Source organism: Halovulum marinum (genome assembly GCF_009697225.1).
In the GTDB taxonomy this organism is placed as follows: Bacteria; Pseudomonadota; Alphaproteobacteria; order Rhodobacterales; family Rhodobacteraceae; genus Halovulum; species Halovulum marinum.
Genome location: NZ_WIND01000001.1, coordinates 273,869 through 299,663, shown reverse-complemented (window position 1 = coordinate 299,663; position 25,795 = coordinate 273,869). Strand labels below are relative to the sequence as shown.

The window sequence follows — 25,795 nt, the reverse complement described above, 5'->3', positions numbered from 1 at the left end:
GCGGTACGATAGCTTGCCGCGAAATAATCCCCGCGAGAGGCGCTGTCCGATGAAAACTTTCCGCAAGATCCTGATCGCCAACCGTGGCGAGATCGCCATCCGCGTGATGCGGGCCGCGAACGAGATGGGCAAGCGCACGGTCGCGGTCTTTGCGGAAGAGGACAAGCTGTCGCTGCACCGGTTCAAGGCCGACGAGGCGTACCGGATCGGCGAGGGGCTGGGGCCGGTCGCCGCCTATCTGTCGATCCCCGAGATCATCCGCGTCGCCAGGATGTCCGGCGCCGACGCGATCCACCCGGGCTACGGCCTGCTGTCCGAGAACCCGGATCTGGTCGACGCCTGCGACAACGCCGGCATCACCTTCATCGGACCGAAGGCCGAGACCATGCGCGCGCTGGGCGACAAGGCCAGTGCCCGGCGCGTGGCGCTGGAGGCCGGGGTGCCGGTGATCCCGGCGACCGAGGTGCTTCCCGACGACATGGACGAGGTGCGCCGGATGGCCGACGAGGTCGGCTATCCGTTCATGCTCAAGGCCAGTTGGGGCGGCGGCGGGCGCGGCATGCGCCCGGTGATGGGCCCAGACGAGCTGGAGGACAAGGTGCTGGAGGGCCGGCGCGAGGCCGAGAACGCGTTCGGCAACGGCGAGGGTTATCTGGAAAAGATGATCCTGCGCGCGCGCCACGTCGAGGTGCAGATCCTCGGCGACCAGTTCGGCGGCATGTATCACCTGTGGGAGCGGGACTGCTCGGTCCAGCGCCGCAACCAGAAGGTCGTCGAGCGCGCGCCCGCGCCCTACCTCGGCCAGGACCAGCGCGAGGCGCTGTGCGCGCTGGGCCGCAAGATCTGCGCCCATGTCGGCTATCACTGCGCCGGCACCGTCGAGTTCCTGATGGACATGGATTCGGAGGAGTTCTACTTCATCGAGGTCAACCCGCGGGTCCAGGTCGAGCACACCGTCACCGAGGAGGTGACCGGCATCGACATCGTCCGCGCGCAGATCCTGCTGGCCGAGGGCAAGACCATCGCCGAGGCGACCGGCGCCGACAGCCAGGCCGAGGTGAAGCTGAACGGCCACGCGATCCAGTGCCGGATCACCACCGAGGATCCGCAGAACAACTTCATCCCCGACTATGGCCGGATCACCGCCTATCGCGGCGCCACCGGCATGGGCATCCGGCTGGACGGCGGCACCGCCTATTCCGGCGCGGTGATCACCCGCTACTACGACTCGCTGCTGGAAAAGGTCACCGCCTGGGCGCCGACGCCCGAGATGGCGATCGCCCGCATGGACCGCGCCCTGCGCGAGTTCCGGATCCGCGGCGTTTCTACCAACATCGCCTTCGTCGAGAACCTGCTGAAGCACCCGGTGTTCCTGAACAACCAGTACACCACCAAGTTCATCGACTCGACGCCCGAGCTGTTCGAGTTCGCAGCCCGCCGCGACCGCGCCTCGAAGGTGCTGACCTATATCGCCGACATCACCGTCAACGGCCATCCCGAGACCCAGGGCCATGCCCGCCCGGCCGAAAGTCAGGCGCGCCCGCCGGCGCTGCGCACCGACGCGCCGCCGCCGGGCACCAGGACGCTGCTGGACGAGAAGGGGCCGCAGGCGGTCGCCGACTGGATGCTGGCGCAGCAGCGGGTGCTGCTGACCGACACCACGATGCGCGACAGCCACCAGAGCCTGCTGGCCACGCGGATGCGCAGCTACGACATGGTCAAGGCCGCCGACGCCTATGCCCACAACCTGCCCGAGTTGTTCTCGGTCGAGTGCTGGGGCGGCGCCACCTTCGACGTCGCCTACCGGTTCCTGCAGGAATGCCCGTGGCAGCGGCTGCGCGACCTGCGCACGCGGATGCCGAACATCCTGACGCAGATGCTGCTGCGCGCCTCGAACGGCGTCGGCTACACCAACTACCCCGACAACGTGGTGCAGCGCTTCGTGGCGCAGGCCGCCGACAGCGGTGTCGACGTGTTCCGCGTGTTCGACAGCCTGAACTGGGTCGAGAACATGCGCGTGGCGATGGACGCGGTGCTGGACACCGGCAAGATCTGCGAGGGCACGATCTGCTACACCGGCGACATCCTCGATCCGGACCGGGCGAAGTACGACCTGACGTACTATGTCGAGATGGGCAAGGCGCTCAAGGCCGCCGGCGCGCACGTTCTGGGCCTGAAGGACATGGCCGGGCTGCTGAAACCCGCCGCCGCCGGCACGCTGATCCGCACGCTGAAGGAGGAGGTCGGGCTGCCGATCCACTTCCACACGCACGACACCTCGGGGATCGCCGGCGCCACGGTGCTGGCCGCGGCCGAGGCCGGCGCCGACGCGGTCGATGCGGCGATGGACGCGCTGTCGGGCGGCACCTCGCAGCCCTGCCTGGGCTCGATCGTGCAGGCGCTGCGCAACACCCCGCGCGACACCGGCATCGATCCCGCGGCGATCCGCGAGATGTCCGACTACTGGGAGGCGGTGCGCCGCAAGTACGCCGCCTTCGAGAGCGGGCTGATGGCGCCCGCCTCCGAGGTCTACCTGCACGAGATGCCGGGCGGGCAGTTCACCAACCTCAAGGCGCAGGCGCGTTCGATGGGGCTGGAGACGCGCTGGCACGAGGTCGCCCGGATGTATTCCGAGGTGAACCGGATGTTCGGCGACATCGTGAAGGTGACGCCGTCGTCCAAGGTCGTCGGGGACATGGCGCTGATGATGGTCGCCCAGGGCCTGACCCGCGCCGAGGTCGAGGACCCCGAGCGCGACGTCTCGTTCCCGGATTCGGTGGTCGACATGATGCGCGGCAGCCTGGGGCAGCCGCCGGGCGGCTGGCCGAAGGCGCTGCAGAAGAAGGTGCTGCGCGGCGAGACGCCCGAGACCGGCCGCCCCGGCGCGAAGATGCCGCCGGTCGACTTGGAGGCGGCGCGCGCCGAGATCGTCGCCAGGCTCGACGGCGAGGAGGTCGACGACGAGGATCTGTGCGGCTACCTGATGTACCCCAAGGTGTTCACCGAGTACCGCCAGCGGCACGCGATCTACGGCCCGGTGCGCACCCTGCCGACGCCGGTGTTCTTCTTCGGCATGGAGCCGGGCGAGGAAATCTCGGTCGAGATCGACCCGGGAAAGATCCTCGAGATACGGCTGCAGACCGTCGGCGAGACAAATGCCGAGGGCCAGGTCCGGGTGTTCTTCGAACTGAACGGCCAGCCGCGCACGATCCGGGTGCCGAACCGCCAGGTCGCCGGCAGCGAGGTGGCGCGGGCCAAGGCCGACCCGGCCAACGCCGGCCACGTCGGCGCGCCGATGCCCGGCGTGGTGGCCAGCGTCTCGGTCGCGGCGGGGCAGGCGGTGGCCGAGGGCGACCTGCTGCTGACCATCGAGGCGATGAAGATGGAGACCGGGCTCTATGCCGACCGCGCGGCCACGGTGACGGCGGTACACGTCGGCGCCGGCGCGCAGATCGACGCCAAGGACCTGCTGGTCGAGCTGGAGCACGGCTGATCCCCGCCGTGAGACTTGCGCGCCGCCGCCGGTGCGGTATCACGACGGGACCGGTACGGCGACCGGTACGGCGCCGGGCTGACCGGCGGGGAGGGCGGCATGCACAGGCACTTCGGCACCATCGGGGCGCTGCTGATGGGATCGGCGGCGCTGATGTTCGCCGGCGGCATCAACGGGCTGATCCTGCCGCTGCGCGGCGCCGAGGAGGGGTTCTCGTCCCTCTCGCTGGGCCTGCTGGGCACCGGCTGGGCGCTGGGCTATGTCAGCGGCTGCCTGTCGGTGCCGCGGCTGGTGGGCCGGGTCGGGCACATCCGCGCGTTCTCGGTGATGGCCGGGCTGGCGGCGGTGTCGATCCTGCTGTCGCTGCTGTTCATCCACGCCTGGGCCTGGATCGTGCTGCGCGCGCTGGCCGGCTACTGCTTCGCCGGCGCGGCGATGATCGTCGAGAGCTGGATCAACGAGCGCACCCCGGGCGAGGCGCGCGGCGGGGTGTTCGGCGTCTACACGATGGTCAACCTTGCCGCGACCACCGCCGGGCAGATGCTGCTGATGACCGGCGACACCGGCGGCTACGCCTTCTTCGTGCTGGCGGCGATCTTCTATGCGCTGGCGCTGCTGCCGACGGCGGTGACGCAGCAGATCGCGCCGCAGCCGATGGTCGCCGCCAGCCTGGACCTGCCGGCGCTGTGGCGCAACTCGCCGCTGGCGGTGGTCGCGGTGGTGCTGGTCGGGGTCTCGAACGGCGCCTTCGGCACGCTGGGCGCGGTCTATGGCGCGCGCATCGGGCTGGATGTCAGCACCATCGCCATCTTCATGTCGATCGCGGTGGTCGCGGGCGCGGCGCTGCAGGTGCCGGTCGGCTTCCTGTCCGACCGCATGGACCGGCGCTTCGTGCTGCTGGGGCTGGGCGCGGTGGCGGCGGCGGTCGACGTGACCTTCGTGTTCATCGCGCCGACCGCGCCGATGCTGGTGCTGGCGCTGGCCAGCGTGTTCGGCGCGGCGGTCTACGCGATGTACCCGGTGATCGTCGCCCACGCCAACGACCACGCCCCCGAGAACTATTTCCTGCGCACCAGCGGCGGGCTGCTGCTGCTGTTCGGCATCGGCTCGATCGCCGGGCCGCTGATGGGCGGTCTGCTGATGAACCTGACCGGCCCGGCGGGGCTGTTCATGAACTCGCTGGCGGCGCACGCGCTGCTGATCGTTTACGGCGCCTGGCGGATCCGCCGCCGCGATGCGCCGGGCCCGCGCGACAAGGCCGCGTTCCACACCGCGCCGGTGGGAACGCAGACCACGCCGCAGACCAACCTGCTGAACCCGGCGATCGAGGAGGCGCCGGAAACCGCCGCCCGGGCTGGCAGCGACGCCGGAGCGGGGCCGGAAAACCGCCCCGATCCGCAGCCCGGCGACGGCTGACAATCTTGCCGCCGACCGCCGCTTTTCCGCTTGCAGCCGGATCGCGAATCTCTATAACGGCGAAACGAAATCGGAGCGCGGGCGTAGCTCAGGGGTAGAGCATTACCTTGCCAAGGTAAGGGTCGTGAGTTCGAATCTCATCGCCCGCTCCAGATTTCAGGCGCTTTCAAAGAAAGCATGACAGGGCCGCGGCAGCGGCCCTATGTCGTTTCCGGCCCCTTTTCGTTGCTGACAGATTGACCTCGCCGCAGGCATCATATGCCTGACCGTCGAGACGGGCTGGAGCGTCCAATGGAACCGCATCCGGAGTTTGCCGGATGGCAGATCCCCCGAGAGCATGACCTGGGCACGGTGTGCCTCAGGGCGCTGGGCGTCGCGGATCAGGACCGCGACTACGCGGCGGTGATGGAAAGCGCGGCCGACATCCGGGCCGCCAATCCGAACATGACCTGGCCAGACGGGCTGACAGCCGAGGAAAATTACCTCGACCTGGCCTGGCACCAGCGAGAATTCGACTGCCGCCGCAGCTTCGCCTGGGTGATCGAGGGCGGTGACGGTACCTATCTGGGCTGTCTCTACGTCTATCCGTCGCTGAAAGGCGAGAAGGCCGCACGGGTCCGGTGGTGGTGGCGGACCGGCACCGGCGCCGACAGGGCGGCGTTCCGCGCGGACCTTGGTGGCTGGCTGGCAGGGCCGGACTGGCCCCGCCTGGATTATCGTCTTCAGGACGGCTGAGTCGACCTGCGGTCAGCTCTTGATCCGGTAGCCGGTGCGGAACAGCCACCAGGTGACGGCGAGGCAGGCGAACAGGAACAGGGCGATCGCCGCCAGGCTGACGCCGACGCCGACGTCCGAGACCTCGTAGAAGCTCCAGCGGAAGCCGCTGATCAGGTACAGCACCGGGTTGAAATGCGTCACCGTCTGCCAGAACGGCGGCAGCATCGCCACCGAATAGAAGCTGCCGCCCAGGAACACCAGCGGCGTGACCACCAGCAGCGGCACCAGCTGCAACTGCTCGAAGTTCCGCGCCACGATGCCGATGATGAAGCCGAGCAGCGCGAAGGTCACGCAGGTCAGCACCAGGAAGGACAGCATCAGCACCGGGTGCGCGATGCGCAGCTCGACGAAGAACGCCGCCGTCGCCAGGATGATCAGCCCGATGACCAGCGATTTCGTCGCCGCCGCGCCGACGAAGCCGATCACGATCTCGAGATAGGTGATCGGCGCCGACAGCAGCTCGTAGAAGGTGCCGATGAACTTGGGAAAGTAGATCCCGAACGACGCGTTCGACACCGACTGCATCATGATCGTCAGCATGATCAGCCCCGGCACGATGAAGGCGCCGTACTCGATGCCCTCGACCTGCTGGATGCGGTTGCCGATCGCCGAGCCGAACACCACGAAATAGAGCGAGGTCGAGATCACCGGCGACACCAGGCTTTGCAGCGGGGTGCGCACGGTGCGCCCCATCTCGGAGGTGTAGATCGCGCGGATCGCCTGCCAGTTCATCACGCGTCCTCCTTCACCAGGCCGACGAAGATTTCCTCCAGCGAGCTTTGCCGGGTCTGTACGTCGCGCACGTTCAGACCGGCGGCGTTCAGGTCCGACAGCAGCCGGGTGATGCCGGTGCGCGCCGCCTGGCTGTCATAGGCATAGGTCAGCACGTCGCCGGCGCCGTTGCGCTCCAGGCTATAGCCGGACAGCGCCTCGGGCAGCGCCGAGACCGGCTCCTGCAGCTCGATCAGCATCTCCTTGCGGCCCATCCGGGCCATCAGCGTGGCCTTGTCCTCGACCAGCAGCAGCTGGCCGTGGTTGATCACCCCGACGCGATCGGCGATGGCCTCGGCCTCCTCGATGTAGTGAGTGGTCAGGATGATCGTCACGCCGCCTTCGCGCAGCTCGCCCACGATCCGCCACATGTCCTTGCGCAGCTCGACGTCGACGCCGGCGGTGGGCTCGTCCAGGAACAGCACCCGCGGCTCGTGGCTGAGCGCCTTGGCGATCAGCACCCGGCGCTTCATCCCGCCGGACAGCTCGTTGACCTGCGCGTTGCGCTTGTCCCACAGCGACAGGTTGCGCAGGATCGCCTCGATCCGGTCCGGGGCCGGCGCCTTGCCGAACAGGCCGCGGGTATAGGCGACGGTGTCCGCGACATTGGCGAACGGCTCCAGCGCCACCTCCTGCGGCACCAGGCCGATCGTCGCGCGGGCGGCGCGGAAGTCGCGGATGATGTCGTGCCCGGCCACCGTCACCGTGCCCGAGGTCGGGTTGGTGATGCCGCAGATCACCGAGATCATCGTCGTCTTGCCGGCGCCGTTCGGTCCCAGCAGCGCCAGGATCTCGCCCTGCGCGATCTGCAGGCTGACGCCCTTCAATGCCTGGTGACCCGAGCCATAGGTCTTGGTCAGGTCGCGGATGTCTACGATCGCCGTCATGAAAATACCCCGAGAAATCGCTCCGCGGCACCCTAGCGGGGCTGGCGCGCCAGGCAATGCCGAACTGCACCGCGGCGGCGGTCTGCTGCCAATCGCGTGAACGGGCGTTCAGTTCAGTGTTCTGTTCCGCGCTCTGTTCCGGGCGCGGCCGCTCAGAAGTCGGTCTCGGCGCCGCCTTCGGCCTTGCGGCGGGCGACGAAGTCGTCCAGCGCCTCGCGCGCGTCGGGATCCATCGGCGGCGGCTCGTACTCGGCCAGGATCTTCTTCCATATCCGGTTGGCGCGCTCGGCGGTCCAGGTCGCGCCGGCGCCGCTCCATGCCTCGAAGTTGCGCCAGTCGCTGAGGAACGGCGCGTAGAAGGCGGTGGCATAGCGGTCCTGGGTGTGGCTGGCGCCGAAGAAGTTGCCGTTCGGGCCGACCTCGCGGATCGCCTCGAGCGCCAGCGCGTCGGCCGAGGTGTCGACCAGCACCGGCTCGAAATAGCGCTGGATCTGCTGGATCGCCTCGCAGTCCATCACCAGCTTCTCGTAGCTGGCGATCAGGCCGCCCTCCAGCCAGCCGGCGCCGTGGAACACGAAATTGGTCCGCGACTGCACCGCCGCCCACAGCGAGTTCATGCTTTCCCACATCGCCTGCGCGTCGGGCGCATTCGCCGCGCAGGCGTTCGAGGCGCGCAGCGGCAGCCGGTAGAACCGCGCCATCTGCCCCGACATCTGTGTCGCGCGCATGTATTCCGGCGTGCCGAAGGCCGGCGCGCCGGACTTCATGTCGACGTTCGAGGTGAAGGTGCCCATGACGCAGGGCGTGCCCGGGTTGATCTGCTGCAGCAGCGCCACCGCGGCCAGGCATTCGGCCACCGACTGCACCACCGCGCCCGCCATCGTCACCGGCGCCATCGCCCCGGCCAGGGTGAACGGGGTGACGATCACCGGCTGACCGCGCCGGGCAAAGCGCATCGCCCCGTCCAGCATCGGCCAGTCGTGCTTCAGCGGCGACGACGAGTTGATGTTGGTGTAGAGCCGCGGGATGGCGAAGAATTCGTCCGCGGGCAGGCCGCTGGCCAGCCGGGCCATCTCCAGCACGTCCTCGACCCGGTCGGGGCCCAGCGAATAGGCGTGGCTGACCTTGTCGGTCAGGGTCAGCGCGGCGTGGATGCAGTCCAGGTGCCGGATCGAGGCGTGCAGATCCACCGGCTCGACCGGGTAGCCGCCGGCGACGTGCAGGCAGTTGAAGTACTGCGTCAGCTTGGTCAGGTCGCGGAAGCTGGCGAAGTCGCCGACCCGGCGGCCGCGGTCCAGATCCATCACGTTCGGCGGCGAGGCGACCGCCGAGAATACCATGTGCGGCCCGCCGATGCGGATCGCCCGGTCCGGGTTGCGCGGGGTGATGGTGAACTCGGCCGGGGCCAGCGCGACCTTCTCCATCACCCAGGCGCGGTCCATGCGCACGTTGCAGCCGTCCGGCTCGACCGCGCAGCCGGCGCGGGCCAGCACGTCGCGGGCCTCGGGGTGCAGGAACTCGATGCCGATCTCCTCGAGCACGCGCATTGCCGCCTCGTGGATCGCGGCGACGCCCTCGGGCGGCAGCGGCTCGGTCGGGTGGTCGGGGTTCACCGGGATGCGCCAGGGCGGCTGGGCGATCGCGTGGCCGGTCTGGCGGCGGTGGGCGGAGGCGCGCCCGCCCGAGCGGTGGCCTTTTCGGTCCGACATGAGATCCTCTCGGCAGCGGCTGGGTCCAGTCAATCCGCCATGCGCAGCCCGGTCCGTCCCGTTTGCGACGGCGGGGTGCCGGTTTTCCGCTGTTTCAGCCAGTCGGGAAGCGAAGCGATCGACGGCAGCACCGCCTCGGCGTGCGGCGCCAGCACCTCGGCCGGGGCCGAGCCGGTCAGCACCGCCACCGCCGGCATGCCGGCGGTGCGCGCGGCGGTCAGATCGTGCAGGCTGTCGCCGACCATCAGCGTCGCGTCCGTCGCCACCCCGGTGTGCCGGCTGAACGCCAGCAGCATCCCCGGCGCCGGCTTCGGCCCGTGGCCGCTGTCGTAGCCGGCGACGAAGTCGAACATATGCGCCACCCCGGCCTCGGCCAGGTGCTGCGAGACCGGCGCGAAGCCGTCGTTGGTCGCTACCCCCAGCCGGTAGCCCGCATCGCGCAGCCCTTGCAGCAGCGGCGGCAGCGGCGCGGCGGGCACCTGCGGGGTTCCGGCCGCGCGCGCGCCGATATGGCGCAGCAGCGACTCGGCGCCGTGCTCGGGCAGCAGCGGCAGCAGCACCGGCATCCAGTCGTCGACCGTGCCGGCGACGAACGGGCTGTCGGGCAGGTGCCGCTCGGCGCGCATGTCGAAGCGCATCGCCTGCGCCAGCGCGTCGGCGTGGGCGGCGTCGCGGGCCAGCTCGCGGATGAAGCGCGCGGTCCACGGCCCCCAGGTCAGTCCGAAGTCGAACAGCGTCCCGTCCTTGTCGAACAGGATCGCGGAGATCTCGCTCATGTGTCTGCCTTTCCGGGGCCGGCGTCGGGCCGCCCCCGACGCCCCGTCTACCGCCCCGTTCGGGGCCGCGTCCAGCCCCGCGCCAACACCGGCGCGGTGCCGTGTCACGCTGCGCCGGCGATTGCCTTTGCGCGCAAACGGGCTAACCTGCGTGCCGAACACGGAGCAAGACCACCGGGCACACCGCAGGACAGGCGATGCACAGTTCCACCTCCACCGACGCCGCCGACACCGCCGAGACGGCCGCGACCTCGGTCGTCCGGCCGCAGACGCGCGAGCGCCGCCCGCGCGCGCGCCGGTCGGACTACGCCGCCTTCCGGCCGGTGACGACCCGCTGGCGCGACAACGACGTCTACGGGCACCTCAACAACGTGGTCTACTACGAGTTCGTCGACAGCTGCGTGAACGGCTGGCTGATCGACGCGGCCGGGCTGGAGCTGCCGGCCGGGCCGGTGATCGGCCTGGTGGTCGAGAGCGCCTGCGTCTACCACGACGCGCTGGCCTATCCGGACCAGGTCGAGACCGGGCTCAGGGTGTCGCGGGTCGGGAATTCCTCGGTCCAGTACGAGGTCGGGATGTTCCGTGCGCGCGACGACAGCGCCGCCGCCGAGGCGCGCTTCACCCATGTCTACGTCGACCGCGACAGCCGCCGCCCGGTGCCGCTGCCCGAGCGGCTGCGCGCGGCGCTGGGCGCGTTGCGGCGCGGCTGAGGCTTCAGGTCCAGTTCGGCAGATCGCCCCCGGGCAGGGCGGCGCGGGCGCGCAGCACCTCCTCGGGGTGGCACGGCATCTGCGCGGCGAAGTCCTGCACGCCGCCGTCGTCCTGCAGCAGGAAATCCAGCACGAAGCCCAGGAACATCGGATCGCCGGCGCGCTGGCGCAGCTCGTCCGGCGCGGCGCCGCTGGCGCCGAGGAACGCGCCCGCGCGCTCCGGCTCGGCCGCGATCCAGCCCAGCGCGGCAAGCGCGATCGCCTCGGCCCGATCTTCCGACATCGTCATGCGCATCGCTGTTTCGCCCCTTGCCGAAAGATTCCGTTAACCACGCCGCGCGTAGTCTCGGAGACGTCGGCAGGACGCCGGCGGCGGCCGCGGGCCGTGCAACTCCGAAGGCGGCGACATGGCTGGGCGCGTTCTTATCATAGATCCGAATCCGGGGAACAGGCTGCTTCTGAAAAGCCTGCTGCTGGCCGCCTACTGCGCGGTCGACACCCTGTCCGACGCCGCCGCGCCCGACGCCGCGGCGCGGGCCGGCGATGTCGACCTGGTGTTCATCGAGGGTGGCTGCGCCGGCGCCGACGCGCTGCTGCAGGCGCTGAAGCGGACGCCGCACACCGCGCACCTGCCGGTGATCGTCACCGTGCCCAGGCACGCGGCGGGCGACGAGGCGCTGACCGCGGCGTTCCGCGCCGGCGCCGACGACGTGATGACCCGGCCCTATTCGGCGGTCGCGCTGCACGCGCGCATGCGCATGTTCCTGCGCCTGAAACGGATGCACGACGAGCTGTCGCTGCGCGGCGACACTGCCGACCTGCTAGCCGGCTGCGCCGGCATGGCCGAGCCGGGCGCTGGCTGGCAGGGCCCGCCCGCGCCGCTGGTGGTGCTGGACCCCGAGCCGCGGGCGCTGGCCGCCCTGGGCGGGCGGCTGACCGCCAGCATGGCGCGGCCGGTGCTGCGCTGCGGCTCGCCGGGCGAGACGCTTGCGGCCTGCGGCGCGCAGCCGGTGGCGGCGGTGCTGGCGGCGATGACCGGCCCGCGCGCTGCCGATCTGGGCTTCCGGCTGATCGGCAACATGCAGGCCGACCCGGCGTTGCGGCACACCCCGGTGCTGGCCGTGGTGCCGGTGGGGGACGAGGCGATGGCAAGCCGGGCGCTGGACATGGGCGCGGCGGATTTCGTCACCCCGGAGGTGCCGATGGCCGAGCTGGTGGCGCGGATCGACGCGCTGGACCGGCGGCGGATACTGTCGGCGCTGCTGCGCGACCAGGTGCGCTCGGGGATGCGGATGGCGATCACCGACCCGCTGACCGGGCTCTACAACCGGCACTACGCCAACCGCCACGTGCCGCGGCTGCTCGCCCGGTCGGGGACCGCGGAGCGGGCATTCACGCTGATGATGCTGGACCTGGACAATTTCAAGGCGATCAACGACGGCCACGGCCACGGCTGCGGCGACCGGGTGCTGCGGGCGGTGGCCGAACGGCTGCGCGACAACGTGCGCAGCGTCGATCTGGTGGCGCGGCAGGGCGGCGAGGAATTCCTGATCGCGATGCCCGACACCGCGCCCGAGACCGGCGCCAGGGCGGCCGAGCGGCTGCGCGCGGCGGTGTCGGCGTTGCGCATCCGGCCGGCGCCGGCGCTGCCGCCGCTGTCGGTCACGATCAGCGTCGGGGTCGCGGTGGCGATGCCCGGCCGCCAGCCGTCGTTCGAGCGCCTCTGCGCCGAGGCGGACCGGGCGCTTTACGAGTCAAAGCTCGCCGGGCGAAACTGCGTCCATTTCGCCAGCGCCGCCGCCTGAGACGGGCCGGCGCGGCGGCCGCGGTTGCCGGGACCGGGCCGCGGCACGCCTTCGGGTCGATGTCGCGGCAGCCATCGCCGGCGCGGCCCCGCCCCCACCCGGGCCGCCGATGTCGCGGGAGCACCGGCCCCAGGCGCCGTGGTGGCGGCCGGCCGGCCCTGCGCCGGCGCCAGGCACCGGGATTGCGCCCGAAACCCTAGCGCTCCGCCTCCCGCCGCGCCTTCGGGCCGGACCGCGCCCCCCGCCGCTCGGACAGGTGCGATTCCAGGTTGGCGGCGAAGGCGGCGCGGGCCTCGGGCGACATTTCGGAAATGCGCCGCACCAGCATCTCGCGGGTGCGCCTGCCGAACTGCTCCCACTGCTCCGCGTGCGAGTCGAGCGCCGCGGCCAGCGCCTCGGACGAGAACGGGTCGGCGCGCAGGGCGGCGATGAATTCGCCTTGCGAGCGGCGCAGCGTGCGCCGCGCGTCGCGGATCTCGTCACGGCGGGCGCGCAGGTCGCGGCGCAGCGCGGCGCGGTCCTCGGGCAGCATCGCGGCGCTGATGCTGCGAAAGCCCTCGATCGGCAGGTACAGCGGCCGGCCCCGGTCGGCGCCGCGCAGCAGCGCGCCGCCGACGACGCCCAGCACCGCCAGGTTCAGCGCCAGCGATCCGACCAGCGCCAGCTTGGCCCAGCGCGGCATCCGCCGCGGGATGGGCTCGGGGGTGGGGGCGGACGGCGTGCTCACAGTCCGGCCTCCTCGGCGAAGGCCAGCAGCGCGTCGGCGGGCGCGTCGGCGGCCTCATAGGCAAGATCGCCGTCGGACAGCACCGGCGACAGCCCCACCGGGTCCAGGTAGCCGACCGCCATGCCGCCGACGGCGGCGCCGGCCAGCGCCGCGCCGCCGACCCAGCCGCCGATCGCGGCCAGCAGCATCCGCCCCGCGCCGCGCCGGCGCGGCACCGCCGCCGCCGGCATCGCCGCCAGCGCGTCGGCCATCAGCGTTTCCATGAACGCCGGGCGCGGCGGCGGCTCGGCGGCTCGCAGTTCGGCGAAGGCGGCGTCGAGGTCCGGGCCCTCGGGCGGGGTGCGGTCGGGTCGGTAGGTCATGTTCATCTCACCCCTCGTGATAATTCAGTTCCGTGCCGGCCAGCAGCGCGCGCAGACGTTTGCGGCCGCGGGCCTGCAGGCTTTCGACGGCATCGACCGACAGCCCCATGATCGCGGCGATCTCGGGGTTGGGCCGCTCTTCCAGGTGGCGCAGCGTGACCGCCAGGCGCTGCCGCTCGGGCAGGTCCGCCAGCGCCCGCGCCAGCGCCGCGGCGCGCTGCCCCTCGATCAGCCCGGCGACCGCGCCGGGCCGCTCGTCGGGCGGGTCGTGACCCTCGGGCAGCGGCACGGTGCGCGCCCGCCGCAGCCGGTCGGTGCACAGGTTGGCGACCACCCGGTAGAGCCAGGTCGAGATCCGCGCCTCGCCCGCGCGCCACTCGGGCGCGATCCGCCACAGCCGCAGCATCGCCTCCTGGGCGACCTCTTCGGCCTCGGCGGCGCTGCCCAGCATCCGCCGCGCGACCGCCAGCGCGCGCGGCGCGTGGGTCTCGACCAGCGAGCGCGCGGCGCGGGCGTCGCCCGCCGCGTAGGCAGCCAGCAGTGCGGCGTCGCGCGCGCGCTCGGGATCCGGCTCGTCCGTCATGCGCCCCAGTTAACCATGGTTCCGCGCCGCTGCCAGCCCGCCCCCGCGGCGGCGTGTCCGTTGCGCATCCCGCGCCCCCCGTTGTCGTCTGTTCGTCAAACGCGCGGCCCGGCGCATTCCGTCGCCGGTTTTTGCGACATGGCGCCGCAAGACAGCCTGGCGCAGGGCATCCGCAGGTCCGTGGTACTATGTTCGGGTGAGAACGGAGAGACTCATGCGTGATTTCAAGAACGAGACCGGCATCCCGGCGCGGCACGGGGAGCGGGACACCCGCGCGGCGGTGCTGCGGGGCTGGCGCCGCCGCTGCCCGAACTGCGGCGCCGGGCCGCTGATGATCGGCTATTTGAAGATCCAGGACCATTGCGCGGTCTGCGGCGAGGATCTGCACCACCACCGCGCCGACGACGGCCCGGCCTGGGCGACGATCCTGATCGCCGGCCACATCCTGGCGCCGCTGATGATCGCGATCTATGTGGCGTGGCGCCCGCAGGCGTGGGAAATGGCGGTCGGCTTCTCGCTGCTGTTCACGGTGCTGGCGCTGTACCTGCTGCCGCGGCTCAAGGGCATGTTCGTCGGCTTTCAGTGGGCGCGGCGGATGCACGGCTTCGCCGGCGCCGCCTGAGCGCTGGACAAGCCGGCGCCGATGCGGCGAGGATGCGCGCCATGAGTGCCGCCCCCGATCCCAGCGCCGCCGCGCAGCCGGTCCGCGATGCCGCCACCATCGTGCTGGTGCGCCGCACCGGTGACGGCCCGCGCGTGCTGATGGGCCAGCGCGGCGCCGGGGCGGTGTTCATGCCCGGCAAGTTCGTGTTCCCCGGCGGCCGCGTCGACGAGGCCGACGCCGGCGTGGCGCTGGGCCGCCCGCTGGCGCAGCCCGAGGCCGCGCGGCTGGCCACCGACAGCGCCGCCGCGCCCGCGGCGCTGGCCGCCGCCGCGATCCGCGAGCTGTGGGAGGAGGCCGGCCTGCGGCTGGCGGTGCGCGCGCCCGACGGCTATGCCCCGGCGCCGGAGTGGGGGCCGTTCTGCGATCCGGGGCTGGCGCCCGACGCCGCGGCGCTGCGGTTCTTCCTGCGCGCGGTCACGCCGCCGGGCCGGCCGCGCCGGTTCGACGCCCGCTTCTTCCTGTGCGAGGCGGATGCGCTGTGGGGCGATCCGGACGATTTCGCCGCCGCCGGCGACGAGCTGAGCCACCTGAGCTGGCTGCCGCTGGACGCGGCGCGCGCGCTGGAGACGCCGTTCGTCACCCGCATCGCCCTTGGCGAGTTGCAGGCGCTGCTGGATACGCCCGGCGCCGAGCGTCCGGTGCCGTTCTTCGAGCATGGCGCCGGGGTTTCCCGCTTCCGCGCGCTCTGAGCGGGTTGACTCCGCCGCCTTGCCGTGTAGAACGCGGGGTTCAGACACAACCGCGGGCGGCGCAGCGCCCCGCGAGGAGAGCGACAGATGGCGAAACCCACCACGATCAAGATCCGGCTGAACTCCACCGCGGATACCGGCCACTTCTACGTGACCAAGAAGAACGCGCGCACGATGACCGAGAAGATGACCGTGCGGAAGTACGACCCGGTCGCGCGCAAGCACGTTGAATATAAGGAAGGCAAGATCAAGTAGGATCTTCGCCGTCCGACGTGATGTCGAGGGGCTGCGCGGCGACGCGCGGCCCCTTTCGCCATTCTGGGAGGGGGCGTGGCCGAGATCCGCTATTTCATCCGGGCGGCGACCGAGGCCGACGTGCCCGCCGTGGACGACCTGCTGCGCCGCTGCTACCCGCAGCTGCTGAAGGCCGACTACCCGCCCTCGGTGCTGGTGACGGCGGTGCCGCTGATCGCGCGGGCGCAGCCGGGGCTGGTCGGCTGCGGCACCTACTACGTCGCCGACGCGGGCGAACACGGCATCATCGGCGCCGGCGGCTGGACGCTGCACGATCCCGCGTCGGCGCCGCCCGAGGCGGCAACCGGCAACATCCGCCACTTCGTCACCGAGCCGCTGCTGCTGCGCAAGGGCGTCGGTCACCGCCTGATGGAGCGCAGCATCGCCGACGCCTCGGCGGCGGGGCTGCGGGCGATGCAGTGCCACGCGACCCGCACCGCGGTGCCGTTCTATGCCGCCGAGGGGTTCGAGGCGCTGGGCGAGGTCGATATCGAACTGCGGCCGGGGATCACGTTCCCGGCGGTGCGCATGCGGCGGCGGCTGCGGTAAGCCGCCGCCGCGCTCAGCGTTCCAGCGCCTCGTGGATGTGCGCCTCCATCTTCTCGATCGGCTCGTTGGTCAGGTTCTTCGGGATCTCGCCGATCACGCAGCGCGTCACCTCGGGGTGAAGCGCCGGGCGCAGGTGGCCCAGGGTGTGCGGCGCGGCGACCAGCACGATCTGCTTGAACTCGCCCTTGTGGGCGCGCCGGTACAGCATCTCGGCCAGGTCCTCGGCGAAGCGTTCCTTCTCCAGCTCGTGCCAGTCGGTGTCGTCCATCGCCGATTTCTGCACGTTGGGCCCGTCGTTGTAGCGTCCGGGCCGGTTGGCGCCCTGTTCCCGCGAGGGCGGGTTGTCGTGGGTTTCCTTGCGGCGAACCTTCAGCTTGTAATCCCGCGTGTCGCCGACGTTTTCCAGGAACAGCGCCTTTTCGCTGTCCGCCACGAGCACCCAGGTGCCGGTCTTGAGCATTGCCATGGTCAGTCGTCCCCCTCGTCGCCTTCGTCCGCCAGGCTCTTGGTGACCCGCGTCGCGCCGGCCGGTCTTTCGGTCGCGCGCTTCAGCTCGTCCTTCGAGCCGACGTTGCGGGGCAGCCGGCCCCCCGCACGGCCCTGCTGCGACACGCCGCCGGGCTCGCCCAGCACCTTGTCGGTGTCGCGGTCCCGCGTGTTGCATCGCTTGCGCTCCGTCATCGGGCATCTCCCTTTTACCGGAATGTCGTCGAGGGGAAAACGCCCGGGCGCGAAGCGCGGTTCCGCCGTGCCGCCCGGGCCTGCCGCGCGGCCGGGCGGCGCGGGCGCGAATTGCTCCTCGCAATCGCGGCGAATGTGCGTCAGGCTGTCAGGGGCAGACCGATCCGATCTGCGGGCGCCGCGGAAAAATGCTGCATCGCACAAAAGCGCCCCTTGAAATTTATTGTGCACTGCACAATATCAGATGGCGTAACGCCAATTCCCGGAGGATCACATGGCTGACAAATCGACTTTCGGGTTCGACCCGGACAAGATGATGGAATTCTTCAAGCAGAACGACTTCACCCGCGCGTTCACCGACGCCAAGCTGCCGAACTTCGACACCGAGGCGCTGTTCGCCGCGCAGAAGAAGAACATGGACGCGCTGGTCGAGGCCAACAAGGCCGCCGCCGCCGGCTACCAGGACCTGTTCAAGAAGCAGATGGCGATCTTCGAGGAGACCATCTCGGAAGCGCAGAAGCAGATCCAGGACATGGAGTTGAAGGTGGACAGCAAGACCGCCGCCGCCCAGGGCGAGGTCGCCAAGGCCGCCTTCGAGAAGGCGATCGCCAACATGAAGGATCTGGCCGACACCGCCCAGAAGGCCAACACCGAGGCCTACGAGATCGTCTCGGCCCGGGTGAAGGAATCGGTCGACGAGCTGCGCTCGCTGGCGGACCAGCTGAAGACCAGGAAGTAACACCTGCCGAGCAGGAATGAACGGCGCGTCGTGGCTTTGCCATGGCGCGCCGTTTGCGTTAGGCCCGGTCCCGAAGCTGCAGGGAGGGGCCGGATGCCCGAGATTTCCTACGAAGATTTCATGGCGGTCGACATCCGCGCCGGCCGCATCACCCGTGCCGAGCCGTTCCCCGAGGCGCGCAAGCCGGCGCTCAAGCTGTGGATCGATTTCGGTCCCGAGATCGGGGTGAAGAAAAGCTCGGCCCAGATCACCGCGCACTATGGCCCCGAGACGCTGCCGGGGCGGATGGTGATGGCGGTGGTCAACTTCCCGCCGCGGCAGATCGGGCCGGTGCGCTCGGAGGTGCTGGTGCTGGGCGTCGCCGACGCCGACGGCGAGATCGTGCTGATCGCGCCCGACCAGGACGTCGCCCCCGGCCAGAGGATGCACTGATGGCGCCCGTCGTCACCGTCACCCGCCGCCTGCCGCAGGCGGTCGAGGCGCGGCTGAGCGCCGAGTTCGACGCCCGGCTGAGCGCGGACGACACCCCCTTCGCCGCCGACCGGCTGATCGCGGCGATGCGCGACTCCGACGCCGTGCTGGGCACCGTGACCGACCGCTTCGACGCGACGGTGCTGGCGGCGGGCGGCAGGCGCAGGGCCGGCATCGTCGCCAATTTCGCCGTCGGCGTGAACAACATCGACCTCGACACGGCGCGGGCCGAGGGCGTGGTGGTGACCAACACCCCCGGCGTGCTGACCGACGCCACCGCCGACGTGGCGCTGACACTGATACTGAACGTGACCCGGCGGGTGCCGGAATCCGAGGCGCTGCTGCGGCAGGGGCGCTGGCAAGGTTTCAGCCCGACGCTGCTGCTGGGCAGCGCGCTCCAGGGCAAGGTGCTGGGCATCATCGGCATGGGCCGGATCGGCAAGGCGGTGGCCCGCCGCGCGGCGCTGGGGTTCGGGATGAAGGTGATCTACTACAACCGCTCCCCCGTCGCCGACGCGGGGGTCGAGGCCGCGGCGCGCGGCAGCATCGACGCGGTGATGGCCGAGGCCGACGTGATCTCGCTGCACCTGCCGGGCGGGGCGGGGAACGCGCGGCTGATCTCGGCACAGCGGATCGGGCTGATGAAGCCAACGGCCTACCTGATCAACACCGCCCGCGGCGACGTGGTGGACGAGCCGGCGCTGATCGAGGCGCTGCGCACGCGGCGGATCGCCGGCGCCGGGCTGGACGTGTTCGCGGCCGAGCCGCAGGTGCCGCATGCGCTGCTGGACCTGCCCAACGTGGCGCTGCTGCCGCACATCGGCTCGGCCACGGTGGAAACGCGGACCGCGATGGGGATGCTGGCGGTGGACAACATCGCCGCGCATTTCGGCGCGCAGGATTACCCTTCGCGGGTGGTCTGATCGCCGGTCGCCGCGCGCCAGTGCCGGCGGCAGAGCGAGACGTAGGTCTCGTTCCCGCCGACCTGGATCTGCGGCCCCTCGCGCAGCGCCGTGCCGTCCGCGGCCATGCGCACCACCATGGTCGCCTTGCGGCCGCAGTGGCAGATGGTGCGCACCTCGCGCATCTCGTCGGCAAGCGCCAGCAGCGCGGCCGAGCCGGGGAACAGCCTGCCGCGGAAATCCACCCGCAGCCCGTAGCACATCACCGGCATGTCGAGATCGTCGACGGCGCGCGCCAGCTGCCAGACCTGGTCCTCGGTCAGCCACTGCGCCTCGTCCAGCAGCACGCAGGCGACGGTCCCCGCGTCCAGCCGCGCCGCGATCTTCGCGAACAGGTCGGTGTCCGGGGCGAAGCGGTCGGCCGGCGCCGAGATGCCGATCCGGCTGGCGATGCGCCCGGGGCCGGAGCGGTGATCGAGGGCCGCGGTCAGCAGGTAGGTCTGCATGCCGCGTTCGTTGTAGTTGTACGAGGCCTGCAGCAGCACCGTGCTCTTGCCCGCGTTCATGGTGGAGTAGTTGAAGTAGAGTTTCGCCATGCGCGGGGCCGGGCTCAGATCAGCGGCACCAGCGGCACGTCGCAGGCGGCGAGGGCGAGAAGGGCCGAGACGGCGAGAAGGCGACGGATCATGGGGGCTGCTCCTGTAGCGTGTCCCGCCGGTCTAGCCCGACCGCCGGACAGGCGAAAGCCCCTGCGCGCGGTTCCGCCCGGCGCTGTGGCGCTGCCGCCGACGGCGCGGGGCGGCACCGCGCAAGGGGCGGGATTTCGCGGCATTTCACCGTGAAAACCCGCTTAACATACTGAAAGATAAGCTGAAAAAAGTATGAAAACTTTCAGAACGCGCCGCGGGGGGGGCGCCAAGGCCCCCCGCGGCGGCCGCTGTCACTCGATGCCCAGCAGCATCTTCGCCTCGGCCAGGCTCGCCACAGAGGCGCCGTGGTCGCCGGAGGCATGCTGCTCCTCGCCCTGCATCCGCAGTTCCTCGACGCGGGCCAGATCCTCGGCCGACAGTTCGGTGCCCGCTTCGAGCGCCGCGTCGATGTCGCCCATGTGCCCGGGACATTCGGCGGCGAGGGCCGGGCTGGCCAGCAGCGCCAGCACGGCGGCGGTGATCGTCAGTCTCATGAATGTTCTCCCCCATTGACAAAACGCCGCGGGCACGCGCCCGGGCGCCGCGCGATGATAGCCCAAGCCGCCCGCGCCGGGCGATCACGCTGGCGTGTACGCGCGGCGTGCGCGGGTTGACGCGGATCGGGGTCGGCGCCGCCGCTCAGCCTCAGCCTCAGCCTCAGCCTCAGCCCGGCTGTGGTCCGGCGGTCAGCGGCGGCTCGCCCGCGGGGCGGGTGGCGCGGTCCGGCGCGGTCAGCGGCGGGTCCGCCCGCCTGCCGCGCCGCCGCGCACGCGGGGCCGGGGGCGGGCGCAGCGCATCGGCGAGCCGGGCCAACACCATCGCGGCGAGGATGTTGAAGTGCATCGGGTTCTTCAGGAGGATCAAAGTGTCGGGGGGGGGCAAAATGGGTGGGCCCTGAGGTTAACGCGGTTCATGACGCACTTCGTGGTTGCGCGCGCCGACGGTAAATCTGGCTACAGGTTGTGGTGAAGTCAGGGCGTTCGTTGGCTGCCGGACGGCGGTGGGGTGGTGGGCTGAAGCCCTGCCTACGCTTGCTAATCAAGCGGTGGCAAAGGTGAAGACTTGATAGCATTCGGGTAAGGCTGAGACCGGGCGAGTTTTTTCCGCTAGTGTGTTTATCCGTTAATATTCAGGGCGTTAGAAACCCAATCGGTTTCGTCACAAGCGGGCAGGACATGCGGCTTGATTCTCCTAGGGATTGCAAGCAGTGTCCTAGGGCGCACGGGCCGTCTGCATCGGAAGCTCTTTTTGCGTGTAGAGCCAAATTTAGGATCAAGGGTTCACATTGAACGTTAAGGCCTTGGCAAAACTTAAGGTGTATCTTAATTCTGATGAAAGATTCGACGCGTGTTAGACGGGTTTGAGGCGCTTGATGGAGGAGAAACATGCGATGTGCTCGTGTCAGATTCGGTCAAGGCGTTTCTTGAAGATCAGGCCGTGCGGAACGCGCAGGAGAGAAAGCACGTTAGAAAGGTGGGACAGATCCTGAGGAGGCTATCTCAGGGAGGACTATCTAGCGTGAACAATACTGAGCAATTCCGCTCGGAGGGGAAGTTTCCAGCAGGAGATGCGGCGGGGAATCGAGTCACAGTATACGCCGTAAAAGCGAAGCAATTGCGTGTATATGGCGGGTTCCTCAGTTGCGACGGGGTTAGGGCCTTCTTGTGCATTGAAGGCGCGCGAAAGCAGCGTGGTAAAGCTGATCAGGATCAGCTTAAGCGGGTCGCTAAGGCCTTGGGAGAGTTAAATGTCGACTTTGAAAGATCTGTTCGAACCTCAAAATGAGGAAGAACGCGAAGAGGACTGGATTGAGGAATTGGCTTTGTCAATCCAGCTTGCTCTCCAAGCTTGTATGAACGAAAGAGGTGTTAGCCAAAAAGACTTGGCAAGAAAGCTTGGCATTAGCGCTGCGCGAGTTTCTCAGATACTTTCTTCGCAGGGTGCCAACTTGACCGTTCGTACTATTGCACGTATTTCGCGCGCGCTCGATGAAGAATTTGAGATTCTTCCTAAGAAGCGCGTTGCGAAGATTAGCGAAAGGGGTGCGGCGAATGTAGTTCCCATGCGAAATTTGCCCTATTGCGATGGAGATAGTGCTTGGGTCGATGAGACAGCTAATGTTAATCGCTTCCCTGACGCTTTGGTTGCCTAAGGATGGGCGACGTTGTATCTGACGAAAAGCAAGCAATACTTGGCTTTTCTAGCAAAAACTTCAGTCAAAAGGTTTATGCAGATGTCTCGCGGTCCGCTAGGCTACGGGACATCTGCTTAACGCAGTCTGATTATCAAGCGAAACCGGTGTTGTTTTGGCAGGCTATGAGCGATGAGTCCGAGCTAAAACATGCGTTCTCCGGCGAGCCGGGTGAGATGAATTTCCGGCCCGAGACCGGCGTTGTAGTCGGTGAGTACAATTGGAAGGCAGAAGTTCGCCATGGCCGGCAAAAGGCTTTGAAGCTCAAGGCGTCTTATCTTCTCGTTTACGGTGGTTTGCGGGAGAAGGATGAGCGGTACGTTCGCCTGTACTTCGATAAGATAGCTAGATTTACGTCCTATCCGTATTTTAGAACGCTGTTTTCAATGCAGGTGGGCAACTCAAACATTTCACTCAATCCGTTGCCATCGCTAACGGATCGAGTCGACTAGGCTACCGCCGCATTGGTTCGGGGTGCATCGGTTATCACCCCTGCAACGCCATCACCCCTAGACCGCCCTCGACCCGGTCCTTCATCGCCCGGGCCGCGGCGCGCGAGCCGGCTGCCGTCGTGTAGTACGGGATCTTGTCGTAGAGCGCGACGGCGCGGATCTCGCGGCTGTCCTCGATCGCCTGGGCGCCCTCGGTGGTGTTGAAGATCAGTTGCACGCCGCCGTCCTTCAGCCGGTCGACGATGTCAGGGCGGCCCTCGTAGACCTTGTTGATCACCTCGGCGCTCAGGCCCAGCGAGGTCAGCCATTTCGCGGTGCCGCGGGTCGCCAGGATGTGGAAGCCGAGGTCGGCGACCGTTTTCGCGGCCTCTTCCATCAGCGGGCCCTTGTCGGCGTCCTTGATCGAGATGAACACCGTCCCTTTCGACGGCAGGTCGCTGCCCGCGCCGAGCTGGGATTTCAGGAACGCCGCCGAGAAGGTGGTGTCGAGGCCCATGACCTCGCCGGTCGAGCGCATCTCCGGGCCCAGCAGCGTGTCGACGCCGGGGAAGCGGGCGAAGGGCAGCACCGCCTCCTTGACGGCGAACTTGCCGATCAGGTCGGGATCGATCAGCGGGAAGGTGTTCAGCTTCTCGCCCGCCATGACCCGCGCGGCGATAGCGGCGATCGGGCTGCCGGTGGCCTTGGCGACGAAGGGCACGGTGCGCGAGGCGCGCGGGTTGACCTCGATCACGTAGATCTGGCCGTCCTTGACCGCGAACTGCACGTTCATCAGCCCGACGACGTTCAGCCCGCGGGCCAGCGCCTCGGCCTGGCGTTTCAGCTCGGCCACGGTGGCCGTGTCCAGCGAGTAGGGCGGCAGCGAGCAGGCGCTGTCGCCGGAGTGTACGCCGGCTTCCTCGATATGCTCCATCACGCCGGCGACGTGCACGTCGGTACCGTCGCTGATCGCGTCGACGTCGACCTCGACCGCGCCGGAGAGATAGCTGTCGAGCAGCACCGGGCTGTCGCCGGACACCACCACCGCGTCGCGGATGTAGCGTTCCAGGTGCTCCTGGTCGCGGACGATTTCCATCGCGCGGCCGCCCAGAACGTAGGAGGGGCGGATCACCAGCGGATAGCCGATCTCGGCGGCGCGGGTGCGGGCCTGTTCGTCGGTGCGGGCCAGCGCGTTGCGCGGCTGGGCCAGACCGAGCCTGTTCAGCAGCTGCTGGAACCGCTCGCGGTCCTCGGCCAGGTCGATGGCGTCGGGGGTGGTGCCGAGGATCGGGATGCCCTCGGCCTCGAGCCCGCGCGCCAGTTTCAGCGGCGTCTGGCCGCCGTACTGGACGATGACCCCGGCGAGCGTGCCGTTGGACATTTCCTTGGCGAGGATCTCGAGCGTGTGCTCAAGCGTCAGCGGCTCGAAGTACAGCCGGTCCGAGGTGTCGTAGTCGGTCGACACGGTTTCGGGGTTGCAGTTGACCATGATCGTCTCAAAGCCCGCTGCGGTCAGCGCATAGCAGGCGTGGCAGCAGCAGTAGTCGAACTCGATGCCCTGGCCGATGCGGTTCGGCCCGCCGCCGAGGATGACGACCTTCTTCGCGTCGGTGGGGCGCGATTCGCATTCGACGAAGCCCTGCGCGTCGGCCTCGTAGGTCGAGTACATGTAGGGCGTCTGCGCCTCGAACTCGGCGGCGCAGGTGTCGATGCGCTTGAACACCGCCCGCACGCCCAGGTTGGCGCGGGCACGGCGCACCTGGGCCTCGTCGCGGCCGGTCAGGATCGCCAGCCGGGCGTCGGTGAAGCCCATCATCTTGAGCTTGCGCAGGCCGGATTCCGAGCGCGGCAGGCCGTCGCGGCGGATCCGCGCTTCGGCGGCGACGATCTCGCGGATGCGGGCCAGGAACCAGGGGTCGTAGTGGGTGATCTCGTTGATCTCGGCGTCCGAGAAGCCGTGGCGCATGGCCTGGGCGATGACCCGGATCCGGTCGGGCGTGGCCAGCGCCAGCGCGCGGGTCACCGCCTTGTCCAGCGCCTGCTGCGCGGTCGCGTCGGCGCCCACGGCGATCGCCATGCCGTCGGCGTCGGTGTCCGGTTTCAGCGCGTCGGCGGGGGGGATGCCGTCGATCTCGATCTCGTCGAAACCGGTCAGGCCGGTCTCCATCGACGCCAGCGCCTTCTGGAACGATTCGTGGATCGAACGGCCGATGGCCATCGCCTCGCCGACGGATTTCATCGCCGTGGTCAGGTTCGGCTCGGCGCCGGGGAACTTCTCGAAGGCGAAGCGCGGGATCTTGGTGACGACATAGTCGATCGACGGCTCGAACGACGCCGGGGTGACGCCGGTGATGTCGTTGTCCAGCTCGTCCAGGGTGTAGCCGACGGCCAGTTTCGCCGCGACCTTGGCGATCGGAAAGCCGGTGGCCTTCGACGCCAGCGCCGAGGAGCGCGACACCCGCGGGTTCATCTCGATCACCACCATGCGGCCGTCGACCGGGTTCACCGCCCATTGCACGTTCGAGCCGCCGGTTTCCACGCCGATCTCGCGCAGCACGTTGATCGAGTGCGTGCGCATCAGCTGGTATTCCTTGTCGGTCAGCGTCAGCGCCGGGGCGACGGTGATCGAATCGCCGGTGTGCACGCCCATCGGATCGACGTTCTCGATCGAGCAGACGATGATCGCGTTGTCGGCGGTGTCGCGCACCACCTCCATCTCGAATTCCTTCCAGCCGAGCAGCGACTCGTCGACCAGGATCTGCGCGACCGGCGAGGCGTCGAGGCCCGAGCGGCAGATGCGTTCATAGTCGGCGCGGTTGTAGGCGACGCCGCCGCCGGTGCCGCCCAGCGTGTAGGCGGGGCGGATGATCGCCGGCAGGCCGACCTCGTCCAGCGCGGCGACGGCGAGGCGCACGCCCTCGTTGATGTCGTGACGGCCGTCGGCGGTCTTGGGGGCCGAGATGATCGTGGCGCGCGGGTTCTCGATGCCGAGCCGGTCCATCGCCTCGCGGAACAGCTTGCGGTCCTCGGCCATCTCGATCGCGGCGCGCTTGGCGCCGATCAGCTCGACGCCGAATTTCTCCAGCACGCCCAGATCGTCCAGCTTCAGCGCGGTGTTCAGCCCGGTCTGCCCGCCCATCGTCGGCAGCAGCGCGTCGGGGCGCTCCTTCTCGATGATCTTGGCGACGAATTCGGGGGTGATCGGCTCGATGTAGGTGGCGTCGGCCAGCGACGGGTCGGTCATGATCGTCGCCGGGTTCGAGTTCACCAGGATCACCCGGTAGCCCTCTTCGCGGAGCGCCTTGCAGGCCTGGGCGCCGGAATAGTCGAACTCGCACGCCTGGCCGATGATGATGGGGCCCGCGCCGATGATCATGATGGAGCTGATATCGGTTCTTTTCGGCATGTCCCGTCCCGTTGCAAGCGTCGCGCAAAACTGGCCGTGACTTACGGGCAGGGCGCGGTGGAAGCAAGGGGGC

The 25,795-nt window shown here is 69.3% G+C and carries 28 protein-coding genes and 1 tRNA gene; 15 read left to right on the top strand and 14 right to left on the bottom strand.

Annotated elements, in window-relative coordinates; all coding sequences use genetic code 11:
• Positions 1-49: 49 nt before the first annotated feature.
• The 4 genes from GE300_RS01615 (at position 50) to GE300_RS01600 (ending at position 5,644) form a co-directional block, all read left to right on the top strand.
• Positions 50-3,493: a pyruvate carboxylase gene (locus GE300_RS01615; protein ID WP_154444259.1), complete on the top strand. Its 3,444-nt coding sequence runs from the start codon at positions 50-52 to the stop codon at positions 3,491-3,493.
• A 99-nt stretch (positions 3,494-3,592) separates the two neighbouring features.
• Entirely contained in the window at positions 3,593-4,909 is a 1,317-nt protein-coding gene (locus GE300_RS01610) for an MFS transporter (protein ID WP_154444257.1), read from the top strand.
• 77 nt (positions 4,910-4,986) lie between these two features.
• Positions 4,987-5,061, top strand: a tRNA-Gly gene (locus GE300_RS01605).
• A 139-nt stretch (positions 5,062-5,200) separates the two neighbouring features.
• Positions 5,201-5,644 carry a hypothetical protein gene (locus tag GE300_RS01600; RefSeq protein ID WP_154444255.1) on the top strand — a complete coding sequence of 148 codons (444 nt, stop codon included), beginning with the start codon at positions 5,201-5,203 and terminating at the stop codon, positions 5,642-5,644.
• Between the two features lie 12 nt (positions 5,645-5,656).
• Here GE300_RS01600 and GE300_RS01595 read toward each other — a convergent pair whose 3' ends face one another.
• The 4 genes from GE300_RS01595 to GE300_RS01580 form a co-directional block, all read right to left on the bottom strand.
• Complete coding sequence (locus GE300_RS01595) at positions 5,657-6,418, bottom strand: ABC transporter permease (protein WP_154444253.1); 762 nt, start codon at positions 6,416-6,418, stop codon at positions 5,657-5,659.
• Positions 6,418-7,344 (bottom strand): ABC transporter ATP-binding protein, encoded by a 927-nt coding sequence (locus GE300_RS01590; RefSeq protein ID WP_154444251.1) that lies wholly within the window; start codon positions 7,342-7,344, stop codon positions 6,418-6,420. The genes GE300_RS01595 and GE300_RS01590 overlap by 1 nt, the downstream gene beginning before the upstream one ends.
• Positions 7,345-7,496: 152 nt before the next feature.
• A complete protein-coding gene (locus GE300_RS01585) occupies positions 7,497-9,053 on the bottom strand; it encodes a trimethylamine methyltransferase family protein (protein ID WP_154444249.1) in 1,557 nt (518 codons plus the stop codon).
• Between the two features lie 29 nt (positions 9,054-9,082).
• Positions 9,083-9,829 carry an HAD family hydrolase gene (locus GE300_RS01580; protein WP_154444227.1) on the bottom strand — a complete coding sequence of 249 codons (747 nt, stop codon included), beginning with the start codon at positions 9,827-9,829 and terminating at the stop codon, positions 9,083-9,085.
• Positions 9,830-10,026: 197 nt separating this feature from the next.
• Here GE300_RS01580 and GE300_RS01575 point away from each other — a divergent pair, with 197 nt between their 5' ends.
• On the top strand, positions 10,027-10,539 hold the full coding sequence (locus GE300_RS01575) for an acyl-CoA thioesterase (RefSeq protein ID WP_154444225.1): 513 nt from the start codon (positions 10,027-10,029) through the stop codon (positions 10,537-10,539).
• A gap of 4 nt (positions 10,540-10,543) precedes the next feature.
• Here the strand turns inward: GE300_RS01575 and GE300_RS01570 are convergent, their stop codons facing one another.
• The gene (locus GE300_RS01570) at positions 10,544-10,834 is read right to left on the bottom strand and encodes a DUF3572 domain-containing protein (protein WP_233416698.1); all 291 of its coding nucleotides are present in this window, start codon (positions 10,832-10,834) and stop codon (positions 10,544-10,546) included.
• A gap of 112 nt (positions 10,835-10,946) precedes the next feature.
• Between GE300_RS01570 and GE300_RS01565 the strand changes: the two genes are divergently transcribed.
• Positions 10,947-12,344 carry a diguanylate cyclase gene (locus tag GE300_RS01565; RefSeq protein WP_154444223.1) on the top strand — a complete coding sequence of 466 codons (1,398 nt, stop codon included), beginning with the start codon at positions 10,947-10,949 and terminating at the stop codon, positions 12,342-12,344.
• 196 nt (positions 12,345-12,540) lie between these two features.
• Here the strand turns inward: GE300_RS01565 and GE300_RS01560 are convergent, their stop codons facing one another.
• Genes GE300_RS01560 through GE300_RS01550 form a run of 3 tightly spaced genes read right to left on the bottom strand, consistent with a single transcriptional unit; the run spans position 12,541 to position 14,016 of the window.
• Positions 12,541-13,071 carry a periplasmic heavy metal sensor gene (locus GE300_RS01560; protein WP_154444221.1) on the bottom strand — a complete coding sequence of 177 codons (531 nt, stop codon included), beginning with the start codon at positions 13,069-13,071 and terminating at the stop codon, positions 12,541-12,543.
• A complete protein-coding gene (locus tag GE300_RS01555; protein WP_233416697.1) occupies positions 13,068-13,433 on the bottom strand; it encodes a hypothetical protein in 366 nt (121 codons plus the stop codon). Before GE300_RS01555 ends, GE300_RS01560 begins: the two co-directional genes overlap by 4 nt.
• Positions 13,434-13,440: 7 nt before the next feature.
• Positions 13,441-14,016 (bottom strand): RNA polymerase sigma factor, encoded by a 576-nt coding sequence (locus GE300_RS01550; RefSeq protein ID WP_154444217.1) that lies wholly within the window; start codon positions 14,014-14,016, stop codon positions 13,441-13,443.
• Positions 14,017-14,230: 214 nt separating this feature from the next.
• Here GE300_RS01550 and GE300_RS01545 point away from each other — a divergent pair, with 214 nt between their 5' ends.
• The 4 genes from GE300_RS01545 (at position 14,231) to GE300_RS01530 (ending at position 16,212) form a co-directional block, all read left to right on the top strand.
• On the top strand, positions 14,231-14,638 hold the full coding sequence (locus GE300_RS01545; RefSeq protein ID WP_154444215.1) for a DUF983 domain-containing protein: 408 nt from the start codon (positions 14,231-14,233) through the stop codon (positions 14,636-14,638).
• A gap of 41 nt (positions 14,639-14,679) precedes the next feature.
• On the top strand, positions 14,680-15,369 hold the full coding sequence (locus tag GE300_RS01540) for an NUDIX hydrolase (RefSeq protein WP_154444213.1): 690 nt from the start codon (positions 14,680-14,682) through the stop codon (positions 15,367-15,369).
• Between the two features lie 87 nt (positions 15,370-15,456).
• Positions 15,457-15,624, top strand: coding sequence for a 50S ribosomal protein L33 (gene rpmG, locus GE300_RS01535; RefSeq protein WP_008330537.1), 168 nt, complete (start codon positions 15,457-15,459; stop codon positions 15,622-15,624).
• A gap of 75 nt (positions 15,625-15,699) precedes the next feature.
• Complete coding sequence (locus GE300_RS01530) at positions 15,700-16,212, top strand: GNAT family N-acetyltransferase (RefSeq protein WP_325063054.1); 513 nt, start codon at positions 15,700-15,702, stop codon at positions 16,210-16,212.
• Between the two features lie 13 nt (positions 16,213-16,225).
• Here the strand turns inward: GE300_RS01530 and GE300_RS01525 are convergent, their stop codons facing one another.
• Positions 16,226-16,678, bottom strand: coding sequence for a baeRF12 domain-containing protein (locus GE300_RS01525; RefSeq protein ID WP_154444209.1), 453 nt, complete (start codon positions 16,676-16,678; stop codon positions 16,226-16,228).
• 2 nt (positions 16,679-16,680) lie between these two features.
• Positions 16,681-16,893 carry a hypothetical protein gene (locus GE300_RS01520; RefSeq protein WP_154444207.1) on the bottom strand — a complete coding sequence of 71 codons (213 nt, stop codon included), beginning with the start codon at positions 16,891-16,893 and terminating at the stop codon, positions 16,681-16,683.
• Positions 16,894-17,167: 274 nt separating this feature from the next.
• On the opposite strand from GE300_RS01520, the gene GE300_RS01515 reads away from it, so the two are divergent.
• The 3 genes from GE300_RS01515 to GE300_RS01505 all read left to right on the top strand — a co-directional run bounded on the left by GE300_RS01515 (position 17,168) and on the right by GE300_RS01505 (position 19,026).
• The gene (locus tag GE300_RS01515; RefSeq protein ID WP_154444205.1) at positions 17,168-17,632 is read left to right on the top strand and encodes a phasin family protein; all 465 of its coding nucleotides are present in this window, start codon (positions 17,168-17,170) and stop codon (positions 17,630-17,632) included.
• A 93-nt stretch (positions 17,633-17,725) separates the two neighbouring features.
• Positions 17,726-18,064: a tRNA-binding protein gene (locus GE300_RS01510; RefSeq protein ID WP_154444203.1), complete on the top strand. Its 339-nt coding sequence runs from the start codon at positions 17,726-17,728 to the stop codon at positions 18,062-18,064.
• Positions 18,064-19,026, top strand: a complete 963-nt coding sequence (locus GE300_RS01505; RefSeq protein WP_233416696.1) for a 2-hydroxyacid dehydrogenase — start codon at positions 18,064-18,066, stop codon at positions 19,024-19,026. The genes GE300_RS01510 and GE300_RS01505 overlap by 1 nt, the downstream gene beginning before the upstream one ends.
• On the opposite strand, the gene GE300_RS01500 is transcribed toward GE300_RS01505, so the two are convergent.
• The 3 genes from GE300_RS01500 to GE300_RS01490 all read right to left on the bottom strand — a co-directional run bounded on the left by GE300_RS01500 (position 19,005) and on the right by GE300_RS01490 (position 20,537).
• Entirely contained in the window at positions 19,005-19,601 is a 597-nt protein-coding gene (locus tag GE300_RS01500) for a thymidine kinase (protein ID WP_154444201.1), read from the bottom strand. The two genes, GE300_RS01505 and GE300_RS01500, sit on opposite strands and share 22 nt — an antisense overlap.
• A 344-nt stretch (positions 19,602-19,945) precedes the next feature.
• Complete coding sequence (locus GE300_RS01495; protein ID WP_154444199.1) at positions 19,946-20,188, bottom strand: hypothetical protein; 243 nt, start codon at positions 20,186-20,188, stop codon at positions 19,946-19,948.
• 169 nt (positions 20,189-20,357) lie between these two features.
• Positions 20,358-20,537 (bottom strand): hypothetical protein, encoded by a 180-nt coding sequence (locus GE300_RS01490; protein WP_154444197.1) that lies wholly within the window; start codon positions 20,535-20,537, stop codon positions 20,358-20,360.
• A 904-nt stretch (positions 20,538-21,441) separates the two neighbouring features.
• On the opposite strand from GE300_RS01490, the gene GE300_RS01485 reads away from it, so the two are divergent.
• Both GE300_RS01485 and GE300_RS01480 read left to right on the top strand, forming a co-directional pair.
• Positions 21,442-21,846 (top strand): helix-turn-helix transcriptional regulator, encoded by a 405-nt coding sequence (locus GE300_RS01485; protein ID WP_154444195.1) that lies wholly within the window; start codon positions 21,442-21,444, stop codon positions 21,844-21,846.
• Between the two features lie 2 nt (positions 21,847-21,848).
• Positions 21,849-22,337, top strand: a complete 489-nt coding sequence (locus GE300_RS01480; protein ID WP_154444193.1) for a hypothetical protein — start codon at positions 21,849-21,851, stop codon at positions 22,335-22,337.
• A 34-nt stretch (positions 22,338-22,371) separates the two neighbouring features.
• Here the strand turns inward: GE300_RS01480 and carB are convergent, their stop codons facing one another.
• Complete coding sequence (gene carB / locus GE300_RS01475) at positions 22,372-25,722, bottom strand: carbamoyl-phosphate synthase large subunit (RefSeq protein ID WP_154444191.1); 3,351 nt, start codon at positions 25,720-25,722, stop codon at positions 22,372-22,374.
• Positions 25,723-25,795 lie beyond the last annotated feature (73 nt).

Excerpts from the sequence above, each read along its gene's own strand:
- GE300_RS01615 (WP_154444259.1), top strand. The coding sequence starts at position 50 with ATGAAAACTTTCCGCAAGATCCTGATCGCCAACCGTGGCGAGATCGCC.
- GE300_RS01610 (WP_154444257.1), top strand. The coding sequence starts at position 3,593 with ATGCACAGGCACTTCGGCACCATCGGGGCGCTGCTGATGGGATCGGCG.
- GE300_RS01600 (WP_154444255.1), top strand. The coding sequence starts at position 5,201 with ATGGAACCGCATCCGGAGTTTGCCGGATGGCAGATCCCCCGAGAGCAT.
- GE300_RS01595 (WP_154444253.1), bottom strand. The coding sequence starts at position 6,418 with ATGAACTGGCAGGCGATCCGCGCGATCTACACCTCCGAGATGGGGCGC.
- GE300_RS01590 (WP_154444251.1), bottom strand. The coding sequence starts at position 7,344 with ATGACGGCGATCGTAGACATCCGCGACCTGACCAAGACCTATGGCTCG.
- GE300_RS01585 (WP_154444249.1), bottom strand. The coding sequence starts at position 9,053 with ATGTCGGACCGAAAAGGCCACCGCTCGGGCGGGCGCGCCTCCGCCCAC.
- GE300_RS01580 (WP_154444227.1), bottom strand. The coding sequence starts at position 9,829 with ATGAGCGAGATCTCCGCGATCCTGTTCGACAAGGACGGGACGCTGTTC.
- GE300_RS01575 (WP_154444225.1), top strand. The coding sequence starts at position 10,027 with ATGCACAGTTCCACCTCCACCGACGCCGCCGACACCGCCGAGACGGCC.
- GE300_RS01570 (WP_233416698.1), bottom strand. The coding sequence starts at position 10,834 with ATGCGCATGACGATGTCGGAAGATCGGGCCGAGGCGATCGCGCTTGCC.
- GE300_RS01565 (WP_154444223.1), top strand. The coding sequence starts at position 10,947 with ATGGCTGGGCGCGTTCTTATCATAGATCCGAATCCGGGGAACAGGCTG.
- GE300_RS01555 (WP_233416697.1), bottom strand. The coding sequence starts at position 13,433 with ATGACCTACCGACCCGACCGCACCCCGCCCGAGGGCCCGGACCTCGAC.
- GE300_RS01550 (WP_154444217.1), bottom strand. The coding sequence starts at position 14,016 with ATGACGGACGAGCCGGATCCCGAGCGCGCGCGCGACGCCGCACTGCTG.
- GE300_RS01545 (WP_154444215.1), top strand. The coding sequence starts at position 14,231 with ATGCGTGATTTCAAGAACGAGACCGGCATCCCGGCGCGGCACGGGGAG.
- GE300_RS01540 (WP_154444213.1), top strand. The coding sequence starts at position 14,680 with ATGAGTGCCGCCCCCGATCCCAGCGCCGCCGCGCAGCCGGTCCGCGAT.
- rpmG (WP_008330537.1), top strand. The coding sequence starts at position 15,457 with ATGGCGAAACCCACCACGATCAAGATCCGGCTGAACTCCACCGCGGAT.
- GE300_RS01525 (WP_154444209.1), bottom strand. The coding sequence starts at position 16,678 with ATGGCAATGCTCAAGACCGGCACCTGGGTGCTCGTGGCGGACAGCGAA.
- GE300_RS01520 (WP_154444207.1), bottom strand. The coding sequence starts at position 16,893 with ATGACGGAGCGCAAGCGATGCAACACGCGGGACCGCGACACCGACAAG.
- GE300_RS01515 (WP_154444205.1), top strand. The coding sequence starts at position 17,168 with ATGGCTGACAAATCGACTTTCGGGTTCGACCCGGACAAGATGATGGAA.
- GE300_RS01510 (WP_154444203.1), top strand. The coding sequence starts at position 17,726 with ATGCCCGAGATTTCCTACGAAGATTTCATGGCGGTCGACATCCGCGCC.
- GE300_RS01505 (WP_233416696.1), top strand. The coding sequence starts at position 18,064 with ATGGCGCCCGTCGTCACCGTCACCCGCCGCCTGCCGCAGGCGGTCGAG.
- GE300_RS01500 (WP_154444201.1), bottom strand. The coding sequence starts at position 19,601 with ATGGCGAAACTCTACTTCAACTACTCCACCATGAACGCGGGCAAGAGC.
- GE300_RS01495 (WP_154444199.1), bottom strand. The coding sequence starts at position 20,188 with ATGAGACTGACGATCACCGCCGCCGTGCTGGCGCTGCTGGCCAGCCCG.
- GE300_RS01490 (WP_154444197.1), bottom strand. The coding sequence starts at position 20,537 with ATGCACTTCAACATCCTCGCCGCGATGGTGTTGGCCCGGCTCGCCGAT.
- GE300_RS01485 (WP_154444195.1), top strand. The coding sequence starts at position 21,442 with ATGTCGACTTTGAAAGATCTGTTCGAACCTCAAAATGAGGAAGAACGC.
- GE300_RS01480 (WP_154444193.1), top strand. The coding sequence starts at position 21,849 with ATGGGCGACGTTGTATCTGACGAAAAGCAAGCAATACTTGGCTTTTCT.
- carB (WP_154444191.1), bottom strand. The coding sequence starts at position 25,722 with ATGCCGAAAAGAACCGATATCAGCTCCATCATGATCATCGGCGCGGGC.